Origin of the sequence: Mycolicibacterium tusciae (assembly GCF_002086795.1) — a bacterium.
Taxonomy (GTDB): Bacteria; Actinomycetota; Actinomycetes; order Mycobacteriales; family Mycobacteriaceae; genus Mycobacterium; species Mycobacterium tusciae.
The window spans coordinates 41,523-65,829 of the sequence record NZ_MVIM01000020.1; the positions used below are offsets into that span (position 1 = coordinate 41,523).

The following is a 24,307-nucleotide window of genomic DNA, read 5'->3' on the forward strand; positions in this document are numbered from 1 at the left end:
TTTAGTCAGGTATCCAAAGACGTCCCGGTGGACACCACCGCTGGCGAATGTTGTGCGCTGTCGCTGGTCGATTCCAGGGCTGGTGGCGAGTCGATCGGCTTGAGATTGAAGATGCTGCGGATGCCGTTGTTGATGCCATCGCCAACCTCGTTGACAAGTCGGTTCGCGTCGAGCATCGGCCCGTTGAGGTCCACTCCGAGGCCGGTCATTGCGCCCAGGCCGTCATCGATGACCTTGTTCACCTGCCCAGTGGCCTCATCGAGCGCCTTCGCGAGCGGGGTGAGCCCACCCTGCACGTCGTTGATGATCGGATTGAGCGTGTCGCGTACTTGCTCCAGCGCCTGCGATATGAGCTGCGCGACGGCGACGCTGACTGCGTTGCGGTAGACCAGGTTTCCGATCTCTTTGTTGCCGAAGATCTCGAACTCGCCTTTGTCCGGATCGAGAAGATTGGTCTGCAGTCCGGTGATGATCGAGTTGAAGACGGTTTGCGGGGTCTCCAGGCCCATCTGCCAGGTGATGGGGTTCTGCCAGAACTTCGCCTGGGTGCCGGCCATGTCCCAGCCGCGGGTGAAGGTGGCCACCCCTTCGGCGTCCACGGTCATGTTGACGTCCTGGTAACCCTGGGCGACCAGTTGGGTGAGCACATCGGCGAAAGAGTCCGACAGAGTGGTGGAGAATCCGAATCCGGGCAGGTAACTCAGTGTGCGGGGGATGAATTGGATGGGTTCCAGCAGCGGCAGACGACCCGAGTCGTAGGTGACATACAGGTTGCCGTCCGCGCCGACGTCGACGTGCAGCAGGCTCATCAGGTCCGCCGTGTCGAGCAGGTGATTGATCGTCCCGGCGCTCAGGTTGCCACCGGTGAGATCGCTGATCACTTCGAAGAACGCATCGACGTTCGGGGGCAGCAGATAGGTCGGCGCGACCTGGCCGACGCCGCTGTTGAACCACGCCAGCGGGTTGAGCAGTGTGGACGGGGCATCGGAGATGATGTCGTATGCGGCCCCGAAGTCCCACACCGTGACGTTGCCGTCCATGACGGTGATCGGTATACCCCAGTTGTTGGTGTCCTTGTGCGACGCCGTTCCGTCGGCATTCGACAGATTCAGCCCGACCGTAGACGACAGCGGGTCCAGCAGCGAGAGAATCCCGCCGCCGGTGCGGCTCGGGTTGCGCAACGCGATCGCCAGGATCGCGGTCTTGGCGAAGGCTGGATCGTTGAGCAGCGTCGGTGAGGCGAGCGCGAAGTTGGTGCCGCCCAAGCCGATTGCCGGGACGATAGCGAACTTGCCGGCGTCGGAGAAGAACGGCCCGTCCCAAGTGCCGGGAACGTTCAGCGGCAGGTCTCCCACGAGGGTTTCGATGATCTCGGTGTCGATGCCGGTGATGTCGCCGAGCAGCCCGATGATGACCGCGGCCGCGTCACCGGCGGCCAGCGCGGTCTTGAGCGCCGACAGCGTGCCCTGAGTCAGGGTCGACCACTGCAACGTGTTGATCTGGTCGACGGTCCCGGCCGGCCCCATCGGCGGCACGGCGATCTCCGGGATGGAGATGTTGCCCAAGATCGGCAGATTGACACCGGACTGCAGTGCGGCGACCAGGGCGGCGAGGTTTTCCACCGTCTGCTTGAGGCCTTGCCCCGCCTCGCCAGGGACGATCTGCGCCAGCCCCGCCATCCCGTTGAGGAAGTCCTGCGCGGTACCCATGCCCAGGGTGCGGAACGCCTGCGGGATGGGTCCGATCGGATAGACGCCAGTCGAAGCGGCGAGGTTCACCTGCGCCTCAACGAGCCGTGTCGGGGCGGGTGGCGGCGTGGGGACGGCTGCCGCGGTGGTCAGCGCGGTGACGGTGGCCGCGGCTACGACCGTGGCGGCCAAGCGGCGCGAGGTGGTGGACATTGACGCTCCTAGAGGGTGTTTGGCTGGGGCTGTTCAGATACCGGCAGCGGACATGAGCTGCTCTCGGGTATCGGTGTCCAAGGCGGTCAGCATCGTCGTGAGCCGCCGCACATCGGGGTCGTGCGCGACCTCTAGCCAGCGCAATTCGGAGTCCAACCATTCCCCGTAGCCGCTTTCGGGACTGGTGAAATACTCGCTTCGGATTCCGAAGAACTCGGCGATCATCTCGACCGTTTGCTCAGAGGGCCGCTTTCGCTCGCCTGTGCGAAGCTGCGACAAGTACGGCGCCGACAAAGCCAGACCGCGCATGCCCAACCAACGGACCAACTCTTGACTGGTGTACGGCCCCCGACCAGGAGGGTAGATGCTGGAAAACAGCCGATTCAGCTGTGCGGCAAAGCTGTCCGACCGAGCTGCTGCGTCCGCAGCGGTCTGTGTTGTCGTCATTCGGGACCTCTGTTCTCTAACTGGGATGCGGGATCTGTCTCCGCGGTGTTCGGGGCGGCCCGCCGGATCACCACTTCGAGGTCTGCGTCGTCGCCGAAGGCGGCAACCATGCGCTGAAAGACATCGCCTACATGGTTGTATTGCGTTGTGTCGTTGCCGAATTCGCCGCAGTTTGTGATGTGGCTGTGGTAGCGGGCCACTCGCGGTGCCCGACCAGACGGCGCGTCGTAGGCGAAGTGGGTTCGAATCATGATGACGGCGGGCGCAGATCGGTCGCTGAACCGTCGTTGCTCTCGGGGTGGCCGTTCGGAGTCAGCCATGCGACACCCTCCGCTTACGGCCGACAGTGGCCGATGAGGGTCCCTGCTGGCGATGAAACAGGCGCATAGTCCAGGTGGAATAGGCGAGCACCCATACCCAGGCGACGATTGCCAAGGTGGCCGGCCACAACCAATGTGGCGTTCCGATGGCGGCAGCGAGCGCCCGGTCATCGATGGGCGGGCTTGCGAGGAGGTAGGGCACCAAGACGACCAGCAGTGCCAGCACCGCCCCCGCGACGGAAACCGCAAGAGCGAGAAGCGCGGGCCCCAACACCTCGGTGCCTTGGCGGTAGCGAGCAAGGATCGCCATCGCCGAAAGTATTGACACGACCAGAATCACGACCGAACACCACGGCCCTACGCCACTGATGAACGCGGCGCCGCTCACTTCGACGCCTTTCGATGCCGCGCCCACAGCACCGTGAGGATCGCTGTGCTGGCGGCGACGGCGAGAAAGAAAGTGACCGGCCCGATCACGAAGTGTCCCCTTGCGCCACAGTGCTGTCAGGGCGAGTTTCGGGTGCCTGCGCGCCGGTCGGTGAGCGGGGCTCGAAGGAGTCAATGCAGTGGCGGATGTGGGCCGAGGCTGCCTGAGCCCGGCGACGCGCCTCCCAGCACAGGAAAAGCACGCCCGCGCCACCAACTAGCCAGGCCAGCGCTGTGAGGGTCACGATTCGGTTCCTGAATCTCTCGTGGTGCGGGAAGTGTCCGCGCGCGGTGCCGATGTGGAAGTGGCGCGGTCGCTGCCGCTGCCGGGGGATCCGGACCTACTCGACACACTGACCGTCTTCGGGGACCGCGGCCGCGACACCGCTTCGGAGCTCGCGGCCTGCCTGGAGGTCCGCATGTGCGGGCGCGTGCTGGTGGTGGTCACACGCGCGTCGGCGGGTGTGACCGCGGTGTCGTCGTGGCCTGTGGGGAAGTCGCTGCCGCGAGTAATGCTCGTCGCGTCTTCCTGCGGGCCGGGTGGGCCCGTGGTGCCTGGCTCGTCGCTGTCGGCATCGAGATCATCGGCGGGAGCGGTGGCGGGTTCTGACAGTGGGTCCTGTGTGGCCGGTGCGCTGGAGGAGGAGGTCGGCTCACTGCTGGTTTCGCCGAGTGTTTCCGTATTCGACTGCGACACTGCGGGATCAGTGTCTGGTACTGGATCAAGACCCGGCTCCTGAGAGTAGGACACCAGCGCGGTCTGCGATCGTGATGGCGATCCCGGGTCATGGTCTGCACGGCTCGCTGCCGCCTGGTCGCCGGCGTCCCCCACCGCATCGACAGCGGTCGCCGTACCGGGCCGGTGCGCAGCCTCAATGCGGCGCAAAACCGTTCCCACGCCTTCGGCCACCCTGCTCAAGCCGTTGACGACCACGCGCACCATCGATTGCACCACCCGCGCCAGGACGGGGGCACGACCGGGCTCGTAAGCGGAGTCAATGATCGGTTTCAACTTCCGGTGCCAATCATTGAGCAGGCCTTCGTCTACACCGAGCGCCTGCAACGGCCGCAGCAACGGCAATAGCCCGGTCGCCCGGATCAGGTAGGTCGTGGTGGTTGCGCCGAGCGAATTCACGGTCGTGGTGATATCGGCCAAGGGAAAGTTGGCGAGATCCACGGCGTAGCTGTTGGGATTGTGAAAGGTGAGGGTGCCCAGGACCGCGTTGAGGACAGCGAGCACGTTGAGCTGATTAACCGGCCAGTGGCCGAGCCCGTCGTATTCGTGGTTGAGCACGATCTGATCGAACGGGGATTCGTCTGGCCGGGTGACGAATGAAAGTCCAGGCAGGTTGAAGCCCCAGTTGCGGCCCATCACCCCGGTGTCCCCGGACGGGCCTGCCATCCGCACGAACAGCACGTCGCGGGCCTCGCCCGCCGCGAGCAGCGCCTGCTCCAACAGGCTCAGCACAATATCGCCCTGCGAGACCCCGATCAGCACCAGCCGATCTCCGGGCGGCGCGGCCTCCAACGCCGCTACGAGGTTCGCCAACCCCTCGGCTACCGAGGCGTTCAACGCGGTCGCGCCCTGGAACGGAAACAGTGCCGCTGCGTAGCCGATCTGCAATGCCTGCTCACCGAAATAGGTAAAGGCCGCTCCGATGTCGGCCAGATCGATCATCTGCTGTGGTGCGGGATTGTTGCGTGTGCCCGAGAGGTAGAACACCGAGTCAGCGGCCTGCGCGGGTGTAGGACTGATGACCACCGTGGGCGCCGCGATCAGCGCCGCACAGACCGTGGCCCCTGCCCACCGCTTGGCCCAGTGCGTATTTCGGCGGATGTGGGGAGTCGTCATTTGCCGGTTCCGGTCCGGCTGTTGTCACGTCCCGATCCCCGTGGGGTGGACCGTTGCTCGGCGCGGTCGGCCCGGTCCGTGGAAGCCCGCTGCCGTGATGGCGACGTGGCCGTGCGCGGTCCGCGCCGCGGCGAACGGTCAGACTGCACGGCACCGTCTTCGCTGCTGGCTTCGTCTGTGCGCTTGCCTGCCTGCGTGGCGTTGTCGACGCCTGACGTGTGCCCCGTATCGGGCTCAGCCTCGGTCGTGGTGTCGGTGTCGTCAACCGGTTCATCGGTGCTGACCGTTTCGGTCTCGCCTGTCGAGTCGCCGCTGTCTGTCGCGGTATCGGGTTCGCTCGGTTCAGTCGGGTCGGCGATGGGTTCGGTTTCCGCGACTGGCGCGGTCAGGGATTCCCCGACGTCCACCGGATCGACTGTCGTCTCCTGTGCGGTGTCCGGGTTCGTCGTGCTGACCAGATCGTGGCCGCCGTCATCATTGGGCACGTTGATGAGCTGGGCGTCTGCATCGTCGGCTAGCACCGCAGTGGTTTCGCCACCGGGGTCGCCGGCCGTCTCGCCCGTGCCCTCCCGGTCGGCGGCATTCTCTGCCACACCTGTTGTCGTTTCGTCTGTTTCATCGTCGGTGGGCTCTGAGACGGGCACTGAGGGTTGCGGCAGTGCGCGGATCACCAACCCGAGTGCTGCCTCCATGACCGGCGTCACCGCGATCGCGACCTGAGCCACGACCGCCGACACCGCGTTAGCCACGGCGGTGAACGCCTGCCGCAGCGGACCTGGCATCAGGTTGTAGATCACGGCGATCGCAGCGTTGGGAATAACGAGCGCCTGGTTGGCCAGCCCAAAACCGACCGAGGCGAGCTGCAAGTACAGGTCCCGTGCGGCCGTCATGCGCGGTGCGGTGTAGTCGGGCAGTTCACCGACACCGCTGGCCGCGATCAGTTCGGCAAGCACCTGCGCGGCGGGCTTGGGCTTACCGTCGGAGGTGAAGAGTCCGAAGTTGTACTCGTGGTTGAGAATCCCGGTCTGCGCGTCTTGAGAGGTGTACACAAACGCCGGACCCGTATAGGGCAGCTTGGACCACGCGGTGAGGAAGTCGCGCAGCAGCGCGGCCTGCTCGGCCTGGGTGACACCCCATCCGGGTGTGGTGGCTGTGCCGTACTCGGTGGCCCAGATCTGCTTGTCGCCATCGCCGTTGGCGACCATCAACTCGTAGAGCTTGCGCACCTGGTCCAGCGGTGTGTTGGCTGTGCCCGCCCCGGCGGAGAATGGCAGTGTGTAGTGATACGGGTGATACGACAGAGCATCGAAATAGCCTGCGGCGCCCGCGGCGTACATGTCAGCCAGGAATCGCTGCGGGGTCACCGAGATCCCGGCGACATTGGTTGTCGCCCCCAGCGATCCTGCGAGTACCATTGCGTCCGGGTTGGCGGTCTTGATCGCGGTGTACGCCGCTTTGAGCATCCGGGTATATCCCGCGGGATCGACTGGGGCGTAGAAGATTACGCCGTTCGGTTCGTTCCACACCTCGTACGCTGCAATCTGCGACCCGTACCGGGCGGCGACCGCTCCGGCGAACGCGGCGTAGGTGTCCGGATCCGGGGCACCGGCCAGCGGCAGGCCCGCCCACGTCGGGGTCGCCGTCACGCTGCCGGTCAGAGTGAAACCCAGCTCGCTTGCCGTGGACACCAGGGCGTCCATCTTCGCCCAGTTGTAGGTGCCCTTGACGGGCTCCATGTACACCCACGGCACCGCGATCCGCAGATCCGTGACGCCCAAGTTGCGCAGCTCGGTCAACCGTGCCGCTAGCTCATCAGGACCGAGGTCGTACAGATGCGAGTCGGCGACACCGAACACTGGTGCGGCACTGCTGGTTTCCGCCAGCAATGAGATGGCCACCTCGTGGACTGGGCGGGCTCGGTCAGTGGTGGTAGCGGTTGCCGGCGCGGTGGTCAGCACCGAAGCCAGCGTGACGGCTGCGACTGTGCCTGCGGCGATCTTGGCCCGCAACAGCGGGATCGGAGTGGTCATTGTCGGGTCCCCTGCCCAGAAAGTGATTGTTGACGGGGACGATAGCAGTGTATTCAACATGTTGGCAACGCATCATCGGGCAAGCGCTCACATCCGCGCCCGGCGAAACCTAGGCCGGGCTCAGCCCTACGTCGGAGTCATCCACCAGATCAGTCGCCAGCGTGGACAGTTCGCACGAGATCTCGGCGGCAATATTGCGCTGCCCAGGCGGCATTCCAGGTAGGCCGCCAATGGCGGATATGACCTGCTCGGAAGCCTTCTGTACCGCTTCGGCCTGGGCGTTGGACACCTCGGATGCCCCTTCGGCGAAGGCCTCAACCGCGAGTCGGGCCAAGGCGAGTCCCGCCGCCGCGAGGTCGAGGGTGCGGCCGGCTGTTTGGCTGGCTACACCCTCCTGGTCGGGTAGGTCGACAGACATGGCCACCCCCTTGCTGGCGTCTGACCAGCGGAGTGTATCAAGTGTATTGGTTACACGTCGCTACGGTTCCGCGGACGCGTGTAGTTCGGCCAGTCGTCGCACCACGCCAACGAGGCGGGCCCGCTTGGACTCGTCCGGAAGCTCGCGAACCGCTGACGAGAGGGACTCCATCGAGACTTCCAACTGTTCACGAACCAGTGCGCTCCTAGCGCGCCGGGATGCCGCGGGCATAGCCGCGACCGCCTCCAAGGCGACTTCGGCGAACCGCACCACAGATTCGGCGCACAACACCAAGGCTTCTGTCGGGGCAACCTCGCCGTGGCGGCTCACTGCCGCCTCCAGTTCCGCCTCTGACGCCCTGTACATCTTCGCAAGCTTCGGCACGACCGAACGTGGAGGCTTATAGCGGCCCGTTTCCCAACCCGACACCGCAGCCGGAGCCACTCCAAGAGCTTCCGAGACCGCGTGCTGCGTATAGCCGGCCACCATCCGAAACAGCTTCAAGGTCCATGACGGACGTTCGGGGAGATCGAGATAGTCTTCCGGTGTCCCCCCAAGGACCTCAACCATCTTCACCAACAACTCCGTGGACGGTGCACTGCGTCCGCTACGAACGGCACCTAATGTCGTCCGATGAACCTCAAGCCGGGACGCCAACTCCTTCCACGTCACACCGGTCTGTGCAGCCCGAAGGGTGAACTTGGCCGCTGAGAACACCTCCGCTGTCGAATCGGCCATCCCGAAACGGTAGCAAGCGTGACCGCGCGACATCGCAGCCGAACTCACCGCAGCACATGCGGCGTGAAAGCCAGGAGTCACGGGTCGTCCCTTTCGCGCCGAGTCGACCTTTGTCGACTACCCGTTGGCGTGGACTCACCCTCTTGCACCCACCCCGCCAGGGGGCGGTCTCGACTACGCATGAGCCTGGCCCGCCTCACCCAACCGCCGACGCGGCTGCGGTCATGCACTCTGGCGCACCCACCACTTGCCCACAATCCACCGGGGTCCCGGCCTGCGTACCCCTCAGCAGAACTACGCCTGGATAAGAAGAAGGTCACGGACACCGCACCCCTGCTCACGCCGAGCCCGCCACACCCTTAGACGCACAGAAACCAGCAGCTCAGAGCCATAATCAGGTTGACACCGCCTCTCCGTGATGGTAGGCTATGGCCATCCACTTAGAAAGGCAGGCGCAATGCCCACCATCACCGTGTACACCAAGCCCAACTGCGTGCAGTGCAACGCGACGTTCAAGGCGCTCGACAAAGCAGGCATCACCTACGTGAAGGTCGACATCAGCGCCGATGACCAGGCCCGCGACTACGTGATGGCCCTGGGCTACCTACAAGCCCCCGTCGTGATGGCCGGCGACGACCACTGGAGCGGCTTCCGGCCCGACCGCATCAAGGCCGTCTGCGATGAAGCGGAATTCGCACCAGACGCAACGGGACTGTCCGCATGAGCGCCCACGAGCCGGTGGTTCGCAGCTCCGCGAGTCCCGACTTCAAGACCATCAGTGAGCAGGGGGCGTAGGCGTGCACTCCACTCTGACATCCGAGCAACGCCACCTCCTGGCGTTCGTCGGCCGGTCTTCGGGAACCGCGCTCCTTGACGCGTTCCTCGAGGAACGCGCTCTGCGATCCCTGCTGGCCCGTGCAGGTGGCGCGTCCGGTCCGACCGCGCCCCACAGTGCACCCGACTGGATGACCAGCTACTGGACCGTCGGATCGAAGTTCGTCAGCCCGCGCCCCGGTTCCGGCCCCACACGCGCCACCGTCACCGCCACCCAGATCCAACGCCTCGGCCAGGCCCTACCGTCTGCACTGCGCGGCGAGATTGCCGACCTGCTCACCGCCACTCGGGCAGAGCAGGACCGCACATGGCAGTGGTGCCGGTGCCCCTACGCCTACGAGGCGCGCAACGCCCACAGCGGACCCTGCACGCGCTACCACCCCTCAGATGAAGAAGACCGCGAGCACTACCGCCGCGCCAATGAGATGCGCGACAAGACCCATGCCCTCCTGCGTCGAGTTCTCGACCTTGACGCCGGTGCCCAGCTCGACCTGTTCGACCAGTTCATCTGACCGCCCCGCCATGTGAGACGCTGCCGCCACGGGGCACCCCAAGAACCCACCCATATGGATGGCTATAGCCTCCCCTTATGTGGTAGGCTATAGCCATCATCCATTGTTGAGAGGACCACCCCATGCTGACGATCTGCGACCTGTACTGCGGCGCCGGAGGCTCCACCGCTGGCGCTGTGATGATCAACAACGTCGTCGCCACCGTCGCCAGTAACCACTGGGATCGGGCCATCGAAACCCACAGCGCCAACCACCCGAACACCGACCACATTCAGGCCGACCTCTCCCAGATCGACCCGCGCCTGTTCCCCACCACCGACCTGCTCTGGGCAAGCCCGAGCTGCACCAAACACAGCATCGCCCAGGGCCGCAAACGACAAGACGCCCAACCCGATCTGTTCGGCGAGATCCTCCCCGAGGCTGCGGCCGAACGGAGCCGAGCCACCATGTGGGATGTCGTGCGGTTCTCCGAGTACCACATGTACCGCGCAGTCATCGTGGAGAACGTGGTCGACGTCGTGTTCTGGCCACCGTTCCAGGCGTGGCGCATGGCAATGGAATCCATCGGATACACCGCCCAGTTCGTCTACCTCAACTCCATGCACGCCCAGCTCTACGGCCGAGGTGCCCCCCAGTCACGCGACCGGTTCTACGCGATCTTCACCCGCGTGGGCGACCCCCGGCCCGACGTCAAGCGTGTCGTGTCCCCCTACGCGGTGTGCCCCGACTGCGGGCCGGTGCGCGCCGTGCAGAGCTTCAAGCGCACCGACCGCGCACCGTGGGGTAAGTACCGCGCCCAGTACGTCTACCGCTGCCCCAACGTCTCGTGCCGCAACCAGGTGATCGAGCCGACCTACCGCCCGGCCGCCGACATCATCGACTGGTCGCTGACCGGCACTCGTATCAGTGATCGCAGCCGCCCACTGGCCGCCAAGACCATGGCCCGCATCGCCGCCGGAATCCAGCGCTACTGGCAGCCCATGCTGGTGCCCGTCGAAGGACGCGACGGCAAGAACGCCGCCCCGGTCGACCAGCCGACACGAACCATGACCACGCGCAGCGAGACCGCGCTGCTGGTCCCCACCGGAGGCACGTGGCGCACCGAGGCCGTCGCCGCCGACCAACCCATCGCCACCCGCACCACCCGCGAGAATGACGGCATCGCCTTCGCACCCTTCATCGCCGAACTACGCGGCGGCTCCAGCGATGCCCGCAGCACCACCGAAGCGCTATCGACGGTCACCGCATCCGGAAACCACCACGGCCTGGTCTACAGCTCCGTCACACGCGGCGACGTGTTCCACGGCCGCTGGAACCCCACCGAGCCGCGACCGCTGATCACGAGCTACTACGGCAAAGGCGGCAGCATCCCTGCCGACGAGGCACTGCCCACCGTCACCACCGTCGAGCACCACAGTCTGATCACCAGCGGACCCGCCCCCGCGCCACCGCAACACATCGATATCAACGACGTGTTCTTCCGGATGCTAGAGCCCCGCGAAATCACCGCCGCGATGGACTTTCCCACCGACTACCGCATGCTCGGCACCCGCCGCGAGCAAGTCCGCCTGGCAGGCAACGCCGTCACCCCACCGGCCGCCCGCGATCTCGTCGGACTCGTCGTGGAAACCCTCACCGGCGAGCCCGCCACCGTCACCACCTAAGCCAGTAGGCCCCCGGCGTGCATCCCCCACTCGCCGGGGCCTACCCCCACCGCCCATACCGAAAGGTGCCACACCGATGAAGAAGACCTCCGACCGCGCCACCGCCGACGCCTACGATCTCGACCTCGCGTCATCCGGCGCGGGATGGGTAGGAACGTTCAGCATCCTTGTTCGAACTCTGGTCGCCGACATCACCGACGATGGGCCGTATGGTCCGGTTCAGGTGACGCTTTCCCATGGCGAAGTCGTCACGGGTGAGTTGTCACCAGGGTCGGGTGATGATGTCCTCAGAATCGGCAGCCGCGTCATCGAGATCGAATACGTAACGCGGGTGCAGGCTTAACGCGACGTGCGGCGAGATCGCGAAGGAACTCGCCGCACGCCCGATAGGAGCCAGAGCTCGCCCTGCGAGCGGCGCCCCGCCGCGGTTATACCGGGGGCCACTCAACGAGAGCTAACCAATCCTCACCACAATCGGGGCTGCTCGCCGAGCAGCGCGGCTTCCACCGCCGCGCCATCCCACCCAGAGCGCACGGCCGCGCGTAGCGCCAGCGCCTGCTCACGTCGCGCCTTGACCCCGGCACGCCGCGCAATCACTGCTGGTGTCCCTCCACCGCGCCGCGCCCTCGCCATTCTCTCCATGTTCTCCTGTTGCGTCCCTGCAACGACATGAGGTCGGACACCGCTGCGCAACTCTTCGGCCGTGATCACCCGGACGCACATCGGCACATCGCACTCGTGCAGCGCCCGCAGATGCCCTTCGAGCGCTCGACCGCCTGCGGCCACCGCAAGGGCATACCGCGGTGTCCGCACCATCCGCAGCCTGCCCTCGCGTCGAATCGCGAACCGGCCGTACGCGTCGTCACCGATGGCCCCGGTCCACAGCCAACAGTCCTGCCGACCTGGACCCGCGACCACTCGGCTGAAGAACCTTGCCACCTCAGCGATATCGCGGTCCGGATCGACTGACAGCTCGCGCGCCAGCGCACCCACCACGAGCCTCGCTACGCGCTGAGGCTCGTGGCTGCGTCGACCGCCGGCTCTTCGGCGCCCACCCCATCACCTGCGCCGTCGCTGGCCGCCACGGGCACCACGTCAGGCTCCTCAGCGTTCACACCGGCAGACTCGGCATCCTCGCTCGCGCCCGAGGCATCTGCGCTGCCCATCGGGACCACCTCCGTAGCGCCCTGGGCGGTCGTGGCCAGCTTGCCCAGCTCCCGCACCCGATTTTGGCTCTGCCCAGTCTGACTCGCGATGGCCGTTACTGTCTCGCCCTGCTCGCGCAGCCGCATCACCGCCTCACCGGCAGCACGCTCGCATCGTACGGTCTCCTCACGCGCCGCCTCGGTCAGTTTTGCAATCCGTTCCTCGGTCTCCTGCTCAATCCGCTCGACGCGCTCAAGCGCTTTCGCGCGCGCTGCCGCCACCTGACCTTCGAGCTTTGCCCCAACCGCTGCCGCGCGATCCACTTCGGCGAGAAACTCCGACAGGCCATCCACGATGGCTGCCTCCCGCGCCTCGCGCGCGGCTTTTTCGGCGCGCCGCGCCTCCAGAACCCGTTGTTTCACTGCGTGTTTTGTCGTTGCGTTTGCCATGTTTCCGGATGCTAGCCATCACTTACGACGCAATCACGCTTGCTTCCCGCACAACCGCCCTACCCACTCGCCATTTCACCCTCACCACCGTCTCACCCTCGTTGACCTGCATCGTTGCTTTCCAGCCTGGTTTGGTCCCACACACCTCTTGCACTTAGGTCACGGTTGGGTAACGGTCCGTTCGGGGGCTGGCGGAAAGCGGCCTTGGTTTCGTCGTGAGAAATCGGTGCGCTGGGCAGGTGAATGCGGGCATCCATAAGCTCACGGCTGGCTCCGGGTACTTGTACCTGGTGCGGCAGGTGGCTGCCCATGACCGCACTCATGGCCCGGAATCGTTGGGCGACTACTACTCCTCGAAGGGTGAGACCCCGGGCCGCTGGGGTGGGCGCGGGCTGGCCGGATTGTCGGCGGGTTCGGAGAACTGGACGCGCACCGACGCCGGGGACCGGCTGTGGTCGGTGGCCGAGGGCTCGGAGGTCACCGAGGATCAGATGAAGGCGTTGTTCGGGCTGGGCGTGCACCCGAACGCCTCAGCGTTGACCAAGCAGCTCATCGCTCAAGGGGCGCGCAAGAACTCGGCGCTGACCGCGACTTCGCTGGGGCGGCCGTTTCGGGTCAATGCCGGGGAAACCGAGTTGCAGCAGCGCCTGGCGCTGGCTTACCGGGACCATAACTTGTCCATCGGTGCGCACTGGAACGCCGCGATTGATGAGTCGGTGCGAGCGCAGATGCGTACCGACATCGCGACCGAGATGTTCGAAGAACAGCACCGCCGCGCCCCCTTGGATGAGCGGGAACTGACCGGGTTCATCGCCCGCGGCACCCGCGACCAAACCACCTCGGTCGCCGGCTACGACATGACCTTCACTCCGGTCAAAAGCGTGTCCGCGCTCTATGCGCTGTGCCCGGAGCCGATCGCCAAGCAGATCGAGGAGTGCCACAGCAAGGCCGTCCAGGACGCGTTGGATTTCCTGCAAGATCAGGCCGCCTACACCCGCATCGGCGCCCAGGGCGTGGCCCAGGTCGACACCGAAGGGTTCATCACCGCGGAGTTTTTGCACCGCGACACCCGCGCCTCGGACCCCGGCCTGCACACCCACGTCGCGATCTCCAACAAGGTCCGCGCCCGCGGCACCGACGGCATCGCCCGCTGGTATGCCCTCGATGGTCGTCCGTTGTATGCCTCCACCGTCGCGGCCTCGGAGTTGTACAACTCGCGGCTGGAGGCCTACCTGGGTCAGGTGTTGGGGATGCGGTTCGCCGCTCGCGGTGATGCCCGCGAAGGCAAACGCGAGGTCCGCGAAGTGGTCGGGGTGAGCCGCGAGCTCAACGAACTGTGGTCCTCGCGCCGGGCGGCGATCGACGCTGAGTATGCGGTGTTGGCCAAGAAGTTTCAGGCTGCTCACGGCCGCGAGCCGACCACCCCGGAGTCGATCGCGATGTTCCAGCAGGCCACCTTGGCCACCCGCGACGCCAAGCACGAACCACGCTCACTGGCCGAACAACGCCAAGAGTGGCGTGCTCAAGCGGTCGGTCTGTTGGGCAGCGACGAGGCGGTCAACGCGATGATCGCCCGGTCCTTGGCCGGGCGCACCACGACACCGGCCGAGGTCACCGACAGTTGGATCAAAGCGCGCGCCGCTCAAGTGATCGCCACCGTCTCCGCGGCGCGGGCCACCTGGAACCGCACCCATGTGTTGGCCGAAGCGTTGCGGGTGGTGCGGGTCACCGGGCACGCCGGAATCGACGGCATCGCCGAACTCATCACCGACGCCGCCTTGGCCGAACCGTTGAGCATCCGCCACGCGTGCAGTCCTGATACCGACCTCGGTGAGCCCGCGATGTTGCGTCGCCGCGACGGCTCCAGCGTGTACCGCCAAGTCGGATCGCAGACCTACACCAGCCACGAGATCCTGGCCGCCGAACGCTCCATCCTGGCCGCCGCCGAGCTGCGCGATGGGCGCACCGTGCCCGCCGCCGACGTCGAGATTGAACTACTGGCCCAGGCCGCGCATCGGCGTGAACTCAACGCCGGCCAAGCCCAACTGGTCCGCGAGATGGCCTGTCGCGGGCAGCGGGTCATGCTCGCGCTCGCCCCGGCCGGGTCGGGAAAAACCACCGCCATGGCCGCGCTCGCGCGGTCCTGGGAAGGTGCCGGGGGCACCGTCATCGGGTTGTCCCCGAGTGCGAGTGCGGCGCAGCTGCTGCGCGAGGAAATCGAAGTCGAAGTCGGTGACACTCTCGATAAGTTCAACTGGCTCACCGACAATCCCGACATTGCCCCCGGTGATCCGGCGCGGCAGTGGTACGACGCGATCGATGAAAACACGTTGATCATCGTGGACGAGGCCGGTAAGGCCGGCACGTTGGCGTTGGCCTCGATGATCGCGGTCGCGTTGGCCCGCGGCGCCAGCGTGCGCCTCGTCGGTGACGACAAGCAGCTGTCCTCGATCAGCGCCGGCGGTGTGCTGCGCGACCTGGCCCACCGCCACGGTGCGATCACGTTGTCCCAAGTGATGCGGTTCGCCTCAGCCGCCGAAGCCCAAGCCGGTCTGGCGTTGCGCGACGGTGACCCGTCGGGGATCGCGTTCTATCTCGATGAGCAGCGCGTGCACGTCGGCACTCAAGCCGCCGCATCCGATATGGCGTTCCAGGCATGGCAATCCGATATCGCCGCCGGCGAGCACTCGCTGCTGTTGGCGCCCACCCACGATCTGGTGTCCGAACTCAACGACCGCGCGCGACTGCACCGGCTCACCGAACTCGGAGCCCGCGCCCCCGGCATCGAAGCGGTGTTGATGGCCGGTGCGCGCGCCAGCGTCGGAGACCTCGTGTTCACCAAGGAGAATGACCGCACCTTGGCTCTCGGCGCGACTGATTTCGTGCGCAACGGCTACCGGTGGGAAGTCACCGAGGTCGACCCGGAAGGCTCGATCACCGTCAAGCATCTGGAGTCTGGGGCGCACCTGCGCCTGCCGGCCGAGTACGTCCGTGCCCACGTCACCCTGGGCTACGCCCGCACCATTGACGCCACCCAGGGAGCCACCGCCCGGTACCGGTGTCACACCGTGGGCTCTGACCAGTTGACCCGCCAGCAGGTGTACACCGCACTCACCCGAGGGGTGTACGGCAACCACATCTACTTCTCCACCGCCGAACACGACCCACACCGCGTGCTGTCCCCGAAGGCGACCCACCCCGACACCGCCGTGGACGTCTTGACCCGCGCGCTGGGCCGCGACGCCGCGCAAGTGTCGGCCACCAGCGCAGCCCGCGCCGCCACCGATCCAGCCGCCCGCCTGGCCGCTGCGACAGCCATGTACGCCCATGCGGTCGGTGCCGCGGCCGAGTCACGCCTGAGCCCAGCCCAGCACGCCGAGTTGGATTCCCACGCCGAAAAGCTGGTGCCCGGACTCACCTCGGCCACGGCCTGGCCGGTGCTGCGCCAGCACCTCGCGCTGATCGCCGCCGCCGGAATCCACCCGCTCAAACGGCTCGACAAAGTGGTCGCTGCCGGCGGATTCGACAACGCCGCCGACCCGGCCGCGGTCATCGATTGGCGCCTGGACCCCACCGGAGCGCACTCCGGTGGTGCCGGTCCGCTGTCCTGGCTGCCCGCCATCCCCGAACGCCTCGCCGCTGACCCTCAGTGGAGCACCTATCTGGCGGCCCGGGCGCAGCGGGTCACCGAACTGGCCGCCGAGGTAGCCGACACCGCACGCGGATGGAGCCCGGCGACCGCGCCGCGATGGGCACGCCCCCTGATCGACACCAACGCAGAGCTGGCCGCCGAGCTGGCCGTGTATCGCGCCGCGACCGCCGTCGATGACAACGACACCCGCATCGCCGGGCCCGAGCAATACCCCGCCCGCACCCGCGCCGCCCAACGCGGACTCGAACAACGCGCAGCCGAACTGATCGGCACCGACGCCACCACCAACCGCTACGACGACCTGATCGACTCCATCAACCCGCACATCCGCCGCGACCCCTACTGGCCACAGCTGGCGCATCACCTGTCGGCGGCCGCGCGCACCGGAGTCAACATCACCCAGCTCGTACGCAAGTCCGCGGCCGACCGACCGCTGCCCGACGAACTACCCGCCGCCGCCCTGTGGTGGCGGCTGTGCGGCACCCTGTCCCCGGCCGCACTGGAAACTGCCAACGGTGGGTTGCGCCCGGACTGGCTGCCCGATCTGCACACCGTGTTTGGCACCGAACTGGCCGAAACGATCGCCGCCGACCCCGCATTCCCCGCGTTGGTCTCCGCGATCAGCAACGCCGATCCCGACCAGTGGACACCGTTGGATCTGCTGCACGTGGCCGCCGAACACCTCTATGACGCCGACGCCCACCTGACCCATCACCTACGCGCCGACGAGTACGCCCGCCTGCTCACCTACTCGATCGAGGTGTTCACCACCGACGACCCCTACGACCACGACATCCCCCTTCCCGAGCACGCACCGCTGACCCCGGAAGAACACGAAGAACTCGCCCACCTGCACCCCGACATCGACAACGCACCAGCCTGGCGCCAGCACTCTCACGAGGATGTGTTGGCTGACCCCAACAACCTCGCCGCCGCGCTCGGACTAGATGAATACGACCTCACCGAGCCCACCGAACCCGACGAACAACTGCCCCCACCCGAGTACGCCCACGACGTCCTTGACGCCGAATCGCACCTGGATTTCGACAGCCTGAGCACCCGCCGGCCCACCCCGGCTGCCGCGCTGGCCGCCCACCGCGCCGACGTGCACGCGTTGCGTGCCCGCTACGCCGCCGCCGACGCCGAGCTACGTGAACTCGCTGCACAAGTGTCCGCCGGCGCTGGACCGCACGTGCTCGCCGCCACCGATGAACTGCGGCGCATGCGCGACGCCGCCGACGCCGATCGACCCTTCCTGGCCCGCGTCGAAACCGTTCTTGCGCAGTGGCACGAGGCCGAGACCACCTACACCGAAGCCCTCGAACTCATCAACCACGCCCGCACCGAACTCGATATATTGCGCGCCGACCCGGCTGCCGACCCGCTCGATATCGCCTCGGCCACCCAGAACCTGAACTTCCTCACCAGCTACCAGCTACCCACCCGCAGCCCCGCCGAGCAGTTCCACCCGGCATTCCAAGAAGCCACCGCTGCCCGCGCCGCCGCAGCCGGAGGCAGCGAACACATCGTCACCCACGCCGACGCCGACGCCCTGCTGCGCCGGTGCCGCGCCGACGACGACACACTGCTCGCCCGCCACCGCGCCGACCGCGCGGCGCTACGCGAACAGTTGCACCGCACCGAACTCGCCGCCGCGCAGGCATTCGCCCACGCTCAGCGCAGCACCGCCGACCACATCACCGACCTACTGCCTCGCATCGACACCGAACTGCGGGTGCTCGACGCCGCCGGCCAACACGCCTTCCAAGACCGGCTGCCCATCCCCGAGCACCCCGACATCGACACCCACCGCCTACACCGACTCACCGACATTCCGTTCGTGCTCACCGCCGCCCACGCCACCGACCGCGCCGCACTGCTACCGATGATGAACCATCTCGCCCGCGCCGCCCACGCCGCGCAGCGCCCGCTGATCTGGGCCGCACCCCCCACCATCTGTGACAACCCCGACCTGTCCCCGATCAACCCCACCGTCATCGACGCCGCCACCATCGACCTCACCGACAGCGCGCCCGGCACCATCGTCATCATCGACCGCGCCGAACACCTCACCCCCGAGACCATCGCGGATCTCACCGAAAACGCCGCTACCGCCCACGCCCGGATCATCCTGCTCGACACCAACACCGCCACCTGGCCACCACCACCGGCAGCCCCGCTGCTCAAACTGCTGCACACCGAACTCCGTTGGTCGCCAGTGCTCACCGCGTCCACCGGCCGCATCAACCACTACCAGGCCAGCCCAGACACCGACGCCGCCCTCACCCAAGCCGCCGGCCTACACCCCGACCACCACACCCCCGCCATCACCAACGCCCTGCAACGCCACCGAAAAGCCCAGCAGCGCAACACCACCGCCCACGAACTACACACCCGCATGTGGAACGCCGCACAACGCGACGGTGGACTCAACCGCGATATTTAGCGGGATCGCCACATAGCAGGCCCGGTGACAGGACATGGTGACAGGACATAGAGCCATGCCGGAGACCGCCGCGCCAGCAGGACACAGCGGGCTGTGAAGCGTCCGGCGCCGTACTTGGTCTGGCGACGCAGCATTTCGACCAGGTGCTCAACCTCCGGATCGGTCTGTCCCGGCGACGAGTTCGGGGTCGACGAGTGATTCAAGAAGTCCAGCAGGACCGGACTTAACCCAGCGGGCGTACCACTTGGCCAAGCGCCGCCGCGAGATCTCCCCGCCTCAGCGGCGACGTGCGCGATCGGGCGACCCGAGTCCACGCGCTCGCACAGCCGGCGTCGCGACCAGTCGGAGTCAAGGGGGCATTGGCGTGCGACATAGCATTCCGCCCCCGAACGATCAGGTCAGCTGGGTCTCCTTACCCGGCCGATTGGCCGAAGTATTGCGGCCCGGGCCGACAACCTGACCAGCTGTCAGCCAGCGAGGGACGCTCGGCGGTGCGCGCGCACCCGGCACGCCGGCGAGCAGTAAACGCGGCGGCGTCCCGATCGCGCCTGTCGAATGACCCCTTCACACACCGGGCACCGCGTTTCGTTACATGCAGGCTCGCTGGGCTCCATTTCGTTACAGGTGTCTTCGGAGAGGCTGAATATGTCGACGTCAGGGGTGGCGACGGTTGCCAGTGGGCGGTTGGACCAGAGCACTTCGGTGCGCCCTTTGTAGACCCCACCTTGGCTGGTCGCGGTCGTCAGTTCAACTCGGTACCAGTCGGCATACAGCTCGTTGTCGTATAGCGTGGACGCGTATCCGGAGAGGACGACGGTTGCCGCGCACGAGTGCAGGGACTCGGCCAGCTCCCGATGCTCGGCCGGTGACAGCATCTCGTTGCGGTAGTTGCGTTCTCGGACATCACCGACATAGGGAGGGTCCACGTACATCAACGTGCGCCGACCCTTGCCATAGGCGGCGATCATGTCAAGACCTGCGCGGCATTCCAGCGACACCGAACGAATCCGTTCGGCAACGGACTCCATTCGCCGCACATATCCGTCAAGGCGTCGCGGCATCGACGTGTGCGCGAAGTCTGCGGAGTCGAAACGCCAGCCAGTTGGGCGCAAGGTTCCAGTGCGCCCCTGCGCCAGGCAAATCCAGACCCGGCGGGCACGTTCGAGGTCATCCAAATCTGCAGGCCGGTCCATGGCCGACTTGCGCTCGGCGCGTGAGTGAGGGGTCAGCGCGCAGTACCGTGCCAACTCTTCGGGACGCTCGCGCAACATCCTCCAGAAGTGCACTATGTCGCCGTCCAGGTCATTAACCGTTTCGAGCCGACTCGGCTTCTTAGCCAACAACACTGACAATCCGCCGGCATACGGTTCGACGTAGTGGGTGTGCTCGGGAAGCATGGCGGCGATGGTCGCAGCGATCTTCTGCTTGCCGCCGAAGTATGCGAACGGCGGACGCAAAGCTGGCGTTGCCAACGTACCCCCTGGGGCTCAATCTAAAGAGGTTTGGGTGGGTGGCCACCCAAAGTTGAGTCTAATCGGAAAGTCGACAAGTGGCCACCCACCGAGTGATACTCAGATGATGACCGGACGGCATAAGAACCGAGGCGTCAACTTCCGACCGGACCCAGACCTCAAGGAACGGTTCAAGGCAGCGACGACGCAGGCCGGGACATCAATGGCGGCTGAGCTCACCGCGTTCGTGCGGTGGTATGTCGGCGACACTGACGAGCTGCCCAATCGTGTAGCCAACGTGATGGAACACCACACCTAGTCCCGCCGGGGATCGGGGCGCGGGGAGTTCAGATCGGGTCGGTGTGGGTCTGCCCGTGAAGAGCAACCGCACTGGTCCAGCGTTGCCCGTCCCACCACCGATGCTGGAATCGGGCGGTGGGATCGGGGTACCAGCCCGGTCCGGGGAGTGGAGGCGGGCTGCGGTGCTGCGGGATGGTCGGAGGTGGCGACAGGAAGATGTCGTTGGGTAGATCCACGATGCGGTAGCCCATATGGAGGAGTTCTGAGAGCGCGTGCTGCTCTGTGAGGGGACTGTGCTCGGTCATTGCGGCGGCCGCGAAGCTGCGGACGTCAATGAACGTGCGATCGCCCCTCGGCCCGGTCTGCTCGCTGAATACGACCACCCATCGGTAGCCGCGGTCGTAGAGTTTGGCGGCATCGAGGCCGGCTTCACCGAGCGAGAAGACGCGAGTGGGGCAGTACTCGTCTATCGCTTCGACATAGTGCTGGTACCAGCCCCGTGGCAGGAGTTGAGACGAGCCTGTGGCATGCAGTTCGGACGCGCTGATGAGGCCGACGTCATACAGCGCACGCTTGGTCAGGTAGTCGATGTCATCGTCCGGGCCGGCAGTGCGGGCGACCTCGGCAACGATCCTTTCACGTTTAGCTTCGGACTCAGCTGCTCTGCGTGCGAAGTAAGAGCCCTCCTTGCGGATTTGAGCCATCGTCCGAGCGGTGGAGTCCGGGTAGTCAGTCATGGGTGGATTGTCCCCCAGACCTGTGACAGCGGTGGTTTCGCTGGCCGCTGAAATCGACCGGCTTGTTTTACGCTGCGGGTGTGGCGCATAGGGTGCCCCAAGTAGTGTCATTCGGTGTCAGGGAGAGCCGCCGGTAGATCCGGCATATCTTCGTCGGTGCGCCAGTTCCACACCGGCAGCCCAGCGATCGAGTTGTCGTCGTCGTCTTCGCCGCCAGAGCGGTCGATGAACGCGGCTATTGCCGGCGTTGTGTCGGTGAAGATCAAAGATGCCAGGGCAGTAGAGCTACCGTTGTAGGGCAACACTTTACGGAAACAACGTTCATCGGTGATGGCGGTAGTCATCAGGGTGCGATCGGCATCGCTGGTGAAGGGTAGCCAGTTGTGGTCGGTCGCCATCAGCGATAGCTGTTCGACGTTGGCATAGCCAGCCCGAGACACTGAGAAGGTAGCGATTGCCACTAACCGCACATCACCCGGATCTGCCATCTGCCACAGTTCAAGTTCCGTGGCGAAGCGCTTAGTCATTTTGCGGTACAGGTCTTCATCCAGAAACCAGGGGTGCCCCGGCTGATGCCGTACCTGCATTCTGAATCCGTGGGCGGCTGGCTCAAGTGCCTTGATCTCGCCCACACCGATGAGGAACTTGGTGGGTCTTCCCGGCTGTCGGCGAGCTGGAGCCCATGCCTTGATCCGGCGCTGCTCGATCTCGGCCTTGCGTTCGGCCGAGAAGGGCTCAGGGATAAACAATGACGCGGCGAACGGGCTTTTCCGAACAAGCTTGCCGTCCGCGGCATCGCGCAGCCTGCGATACACGACGCCCCATGGGCGTCGCCCGGCGAAGCCGGGGTGCCACGTCGTCAGTTCTGCCTCGTCCCAGAGATAGTGCAGGACAGCACGTAGCGACAACTTGTTGCCGTCGGACTGCACCGCGGTCGCCGGCGATACCGACGGCTCGGGAGCAGCGCGATTCCCGGACTTTGACAGCGAAAACCCGAGTCGCAGCGTGGTAGTTCCGGTGGTGGGGTTGTCAACGATCGACCGTTCGGCAACGGCGCCATAACCTGATAGCTCACTGGGGGGCAGCCAGGATCGGCATCGATGGTCATGTGCGGCTGCCGTGCCGGGCATCCTTTTGACGATGAGTCCTTGCCCAGCAGCAGCGATATACATCTGGACCCCTGAGGGCTGGCATAGGCACAGCGGTCGTGACCTTGCTGCCTTCGCGTCAATGAGGATCTGTTGTCCCTCTGGGCTGTTCACATCGTCTACCACGTGTCCCCCGACCTGAAACGGGGTCGCGATCGTCATGGGCATGTCCGCTTGCCAGACGATGTGTGAACGCCCAACGTGTGTGCGACCGGAGGAGGGAGCCAAAGTGTGGACGGGCATCTGTCGCACGAGCAGCCTTCACAGCGACACCCTGTCGGGGGCGGAACGGGAATGGACCTGGCCGCGTGAGCTACGCAATGTTTCATTGCCAAGACCCGCGCCGGTCCCCTGGCGGACGGCGCGGAGACATATAGGGACCCTGCGTGCTTGCTTGCCATCGTTAGGTCTTCTTTCCCTGTTTGCACTACATGGACAGCTGCGTGTGTGCCGGACCCGTGACTTCGGTGATGCGGTCGGGCCGGAAGCCGCTCCAGTGGTCGTCGCCGGCCATCACGACGGGGGCTTGTAGGTAGCCCAGGGCCATCACGTAGTCGCGGGCCTGGTCATCGGCGCTGATGTCGACCTTCACGTAGGTGATGCCTGCTTTGTCGAGCGCCTTGAACGTCGCGTTGCACTGCACGCAGTTGGGCTTGGTGTACACGGTGATGGTGGGCATTGTCGCTCTCCTATTCTCCTACGAATTCCCATTGAACCTTGCGTGGCCCCAACGGAATTGAGCGGATGATCCCTTCGCGGGCCAGGCTCCTTAGATGCCGATAGATCCCCGTCCGTGAGTCCTGCGAGGACCGTGGACGACTCACCAGATGCCAGCTTCGATGGCACTCGACCACACGCATGGCCGCCGGCCGGCGAGGTGCGTGACACACCAGTTCGCAGCCCACATCTAACCGGTGGGTTTGCCACGGCAGGACGCCAGCCAGCTCAGCGCTCGTCATTGGCCTGTCGGCGGCTCGCAGAACCGCGACCAGTTGCTCGCGGACCGCGAGAGTATCCGCCGTGGTCACGTCGCCCCCAGACCATAGTCACCAAGGTCGAACAGGTGCTCCTGCATCGAGAGCACGCGGTTCGACCACAGGTGCACCGCTGAACCGTCGCGCTGCTCCCCCACCGACGTGCACGTCCAGCTCCGTACTGGACTGTCTGTGATCGCGCTGCGCTCCGCACGGATCACCACGGCAGCTTTAGCCGTGGACACTGCCCGCAGAACCTGCACCGGCTCCACGCGAGCACCATGGACCAGACTGGCGCCCTGGGCACCGAACACATCCGGTCGTAGATCGAGATAGATACACACCCCAAGCTGGCGTGCCACCGCGGCGATCAACTTCACAGGAGCGGCCGATTCCAGACTCACCCGCTTGATCCGGGCGGCGGTCTCGGTCATCTGATCGATGGCAATATCCAGCGCTGACGCCATCTTGCGGTGGGTTGCAGCGTTCTGCCACTGAGGACGCATCCGTGCTGGACCGGACTGACTGTGATTGAGGCGCAGCCATACTCGCCGGGCAATCTCCACTTCGTTGGCCTCACCGGGGATGCGGGAACCGCTAATGGCGGATGAGAAGTCCACCCGCGAGTGTGGAGTCAACGCACACGCCCGGGCCAGCTCAGCCGGCCGATCACGCAAGACCTTCCAGAACGTGACCAGCTCGCGATCCACATCGTTGACCGTCTCCAGCGCACTGCACGGTTTGTGAAGCAGAACCTCCAGCGTCCCCGACAGCGGTTGTACATAGTGCGTGTGCGGGGGCAACAGGCTGGCAATCTGCCGACCGGTCTGTTCCGAGCGAGGACGTCGTTCTACCAACGGTG

At 65.7% G+C, this 24,307-nt stretch carries 21 protein-coding genes; 6 read left to right on the plus strand and 15 right to left on the minus strand.

From position 1 onward, the window contains the following. Positions 1 to 5: 5 nt before the first annotated feature. From BST47_RS26175 to BST47_RS26210, 8 genes are all read right to left on the minus strand, one after another. Positions 6 to 1,901 carry a PE-PPE domain-containing protein gene (locus BST47_RS26175; protein WP_083128747.1) on the minus strand — a complete coding sequence of 632 codons (1,896 nt, stop codon included), beginning with the start codon at positions 1,899 to 1,901 and terminating at the stop codon, positions 6 to 8. A 33-nt stretch (positions 1,902 to 1,934) separates the two neighbouring features. After that, positions 1,935 to 2,348 (minus strand): hypothetical protein, encoded by a 414-nt coding sequence (locus tag BST47_RS26180; protein WP_068920337.1) that lies wholly within the window; start codon positions 2,346 to 2,348, stop codon positions 1,935 to 1,937. Continuing rightward, entirely contained in the window at positions 2,345 to 2,668 is a 324-nt protein-coding gene (locus BST47_RS26185) for a hypothetical protein (RefSeq protein ID WP_083128752.1), read from the minus strand. Before BST47_RS26185 ends, BST47_RS26180 begins: the two co-directional genes overlap by 4 nt. Next, complete coding sequence (locus BST47_RS26190; protein ID WP_070354486.1) at positions 2,661 to 3,056, minus strand: hypothetical protein; 396 nt, start codon at positions 3,054 to 3,056, stop codon at positions 2,661 to 2,663. Before BST47_RS26190 ends, BST47_RS26185 begins: the two co-directional genes overlap by 8 nt. A gap of 279 nt (positions 3,057 to 3,335) precedes the next feature. Further along, the gene (locus BST47_RS26195; RefSeq protein WP_083128755.1) at positions 3,336 to 4,946 is read right to left on the minus strand and encodes a PE-PPE domain-containing protein; all 1,611 of its coding nucleotides are present in this window, start codon (positions 4,944 to 4,946) and stop codon (positions 3,336 to 3,338) included. Next, the gene (locus BST47_RS26200; RefSeq protein WP_165799852.1) at positions 4,943 to 6,976 is read right to left on the minus strand and encodes a cellulase family glycosylhydrolase; all 2,034 of its coding nucleotides are present in this window, start codon (positions 6,974 to 6,976) and stop codon (positions 4,943 to 4,945) included. The genes BST47_RS26195 and BST47_RS26200 overlap by 4 nt, the downstream gene beginning before the upstream one ends. 109 nt (positions 6,977 to 7,085) lie before the next feature. Next, positions 7,086 to 7,394, minus strand: coding sequence for a hypothetical protein (locus BST47_RS26205; RefSeq protein ID WP_125939771.1), 309 nt, complete (start codon positions 7,392 to 7,394; stop codon positions 7,086 to 7,088). A gap of 60 nt (positions 7,395 to 7,454) precedes the next feature. Then, positions 7,455 to 8,132 carry a helix-turn-helix domain-containing protein gene (locus BST47_RS26210; RefSeq protein ID WP_068920331.1) on the minus strand — a complete coding sequence of 226 codons (678 nt, stop codon included), beginning with the start codon at positions 8,130 to 8,132 and terminating at the stop codon, positions 7,455 to 7,457. A gap of 457 nt (positions 8,133 to 8,589) precedes the next feature. Here BST47_RS26210 and nrdH (BST47_RS26215) point away from each other — a divergent pair, with 457 nt between their 5' ends. From nrdH (BST47_RS26215) to BST47_RS26230, 4 genes are all read left to right on the plus strand, one after another. Next, the gene (gene nrdH / locus BST47_RS26215; RefSeq protein WP_068920330.1) at positions 8,590 to 8,856 is read left to right on the plus strand and encodes a glutaredoxin-like protein NrdH; all 267 of its coding nucleotides are present in this window, start codon (positions 8,590 to 8,592) and stop codon (positions 8,854 to 8,856) included. Positions 8,857 to 8,929: 73 nt separating this feature from the next. Next, on the plus strand, positions 8,930 to 9,478 hold the full coding sequence (locus BST47_RS26220) for a hypothetical protein (RefSeq protein WP_068920329.1): 549 nt from the start codon (positions 8,930 to 8,932) through the stop codon (positions 9,476 to 9,478). A 122-nt stretch (positions 9,479 to 9,600) separates the two neighbouring features. Beyond that, the gene (locus tag BST47_RS26225) at positions 9,601 to 11,142 is read left to right on the plus strand and encodes a DNA cytosine methyltransferase (protein WP_068920328.1); all 1,542 of its coding nucleotides are present in this window, start codon (positions 9,601 to 9,603) and stop codon (positions 11,140 to 11,142) included. A gap of 76 nt (positions 11,143 to 11,218) precedes the next feature. Then, entirely contained in the window at positions 11,219 to 11,485 is a 267-nt protein-coding gene (locus BST47_RS26230) for a hypothetical protein (RefSeq protein WP_068920327.1), read from the plus strand. A gap of 122 nt (positions 11,486 to 11,607) precedes the next feature. Here BST47_RS26230 and BST47_RS26235 read toward each other — a convergent pair whose 3' ends face one another. Continuing rightward, the gene (locus BST47_RS26235; protein WP_234809869.1) at positions 11,608 to 12,135 is read right to left on the minus strand and encodes a hypothetical protein; all 528 of its coding nucleotides are present in this window, start codon (positions 12,133 to 12,135) and stop codon (positions 11,608 to 11,610) included. 11 nt (positions 12,136 to 12,146) lie between these two features. Further along, positions 12,147 to 12,737, minus strand: coding sequence for a hypothetical protein (locus tag BST47_RS26240; RefSeq protein WP_125939770.1), 591 nt, complete (start codon positions 12,735 to 12,737; stop codon positions 12,147 to 12,149). 239 nt (positions 12,738 to 12,976) lie between these two features. Here BST47_RS26240 and mobF point away from each other — a divergent pair, with 239 nt between their 5' ends. Next, complete coding sequence (gene mobF, locus BST47_RS26245; protein WP_083128763.1) at positions 12,977 to 18,835, plus strand: MobF family relaxase; 5,859 nt, start codon at positions 12,977 to 12,979, stop codon at positions 18,833 to 18,835. Positions 18,836 to 19,302: 467 nt separating this feature from the next. Here mobF and BST47_RS26250 read toward each other — a convergent pair whose 3' ends face one another. After that, positions 19,303 to 20,307 carry a DNA adenine methylase gene (locus BST47_RS26250; protein WP_234809871.1) on the minus strand — a complete coding sequence of 335 codons (1,005 nt, stop codon included), beginning with the start codon at positions 20,305 to 20,307 and terminating at the stop codon, positions 19,303 to 19,305. Between the two features lie 106 nt (positions 20,308 to 20,413). Between BST47_RS26250 and BST47_RS26255 the strand changes: the two genes are divergently transcribed. Beyond that, positions 20,414 to 20,605: a hypothetical protein gene (locus tag BST47_RS26255; protein ID WP_133056244.1), complete on the plus strand. Its 192-nt coding sequence runs from the start codon at positions 20,414 to 20,416 to the stop codon at positions 20,603 to 20,605. A gap of 28 nt (positions 20,606 to 20,633) precedes the next feature. Here the strand turns inward: BST47_RS26255 and BST47_RS31325 are convergent, their stop codons facing one another. From BST47_RS31325 to BST47_RS26280, 4 genes are all read right to left on the minus strand, one after another. Then, positions 20,634 to 21,323 (minus strand): DUF2510 domain-containing protein, encoded by a 690-nt coding sequence (locus tag BST47_RS31325; RefSeq protein WP_234809872.1) that lies wholly within the window; start codon positions 21,321 to 21,323, stop codon positions 20,634 to 20,636. 107 nt (positions 21,324 to 21,430) lie between these two features. Next, on the minus strand, positions 21,431 to 22,633 hold the full coding sequence (locus BST47_RS26265) for a DUF1173 family protein (RefSeq protein ID WP_234809873.1): 1,203 nt from the start codon (positions 22,631 to 22,633) through the stop codon (positions 21,431 to 21,433). A gap of 265 nt (positions 22,634 to 22,898) precedes the next feature. Further along, the gene (gene nrdH / locus BST47_RS26270) at positions 22,899 to 23,150 is read right to left on the minus strand and encodes a glutaredoxin-like protein NrdH (RefSeq protein WP_083128773.1); all 252 of its coding nucleotides are present in this window, start codon (positions 23,148 to 23,150) and stop codon (positions 22,899 to 22,901) included. Positions 23,151 to 23,495: 345 nt separating this feature from the next. Beyond that, complete coding sequence (locus BST47_RS26280) at positions 23,496 to 24,155, minus strand: DNA adenine methylase (RefSeq protein ID WP_133056245.1); 660 nt, start codon at positions 24,153 to 24,155, stop codon at positions 23,496 to 23,498. Positions 24,156 to 24,307 lie beyond the last annotated feature (152 nt).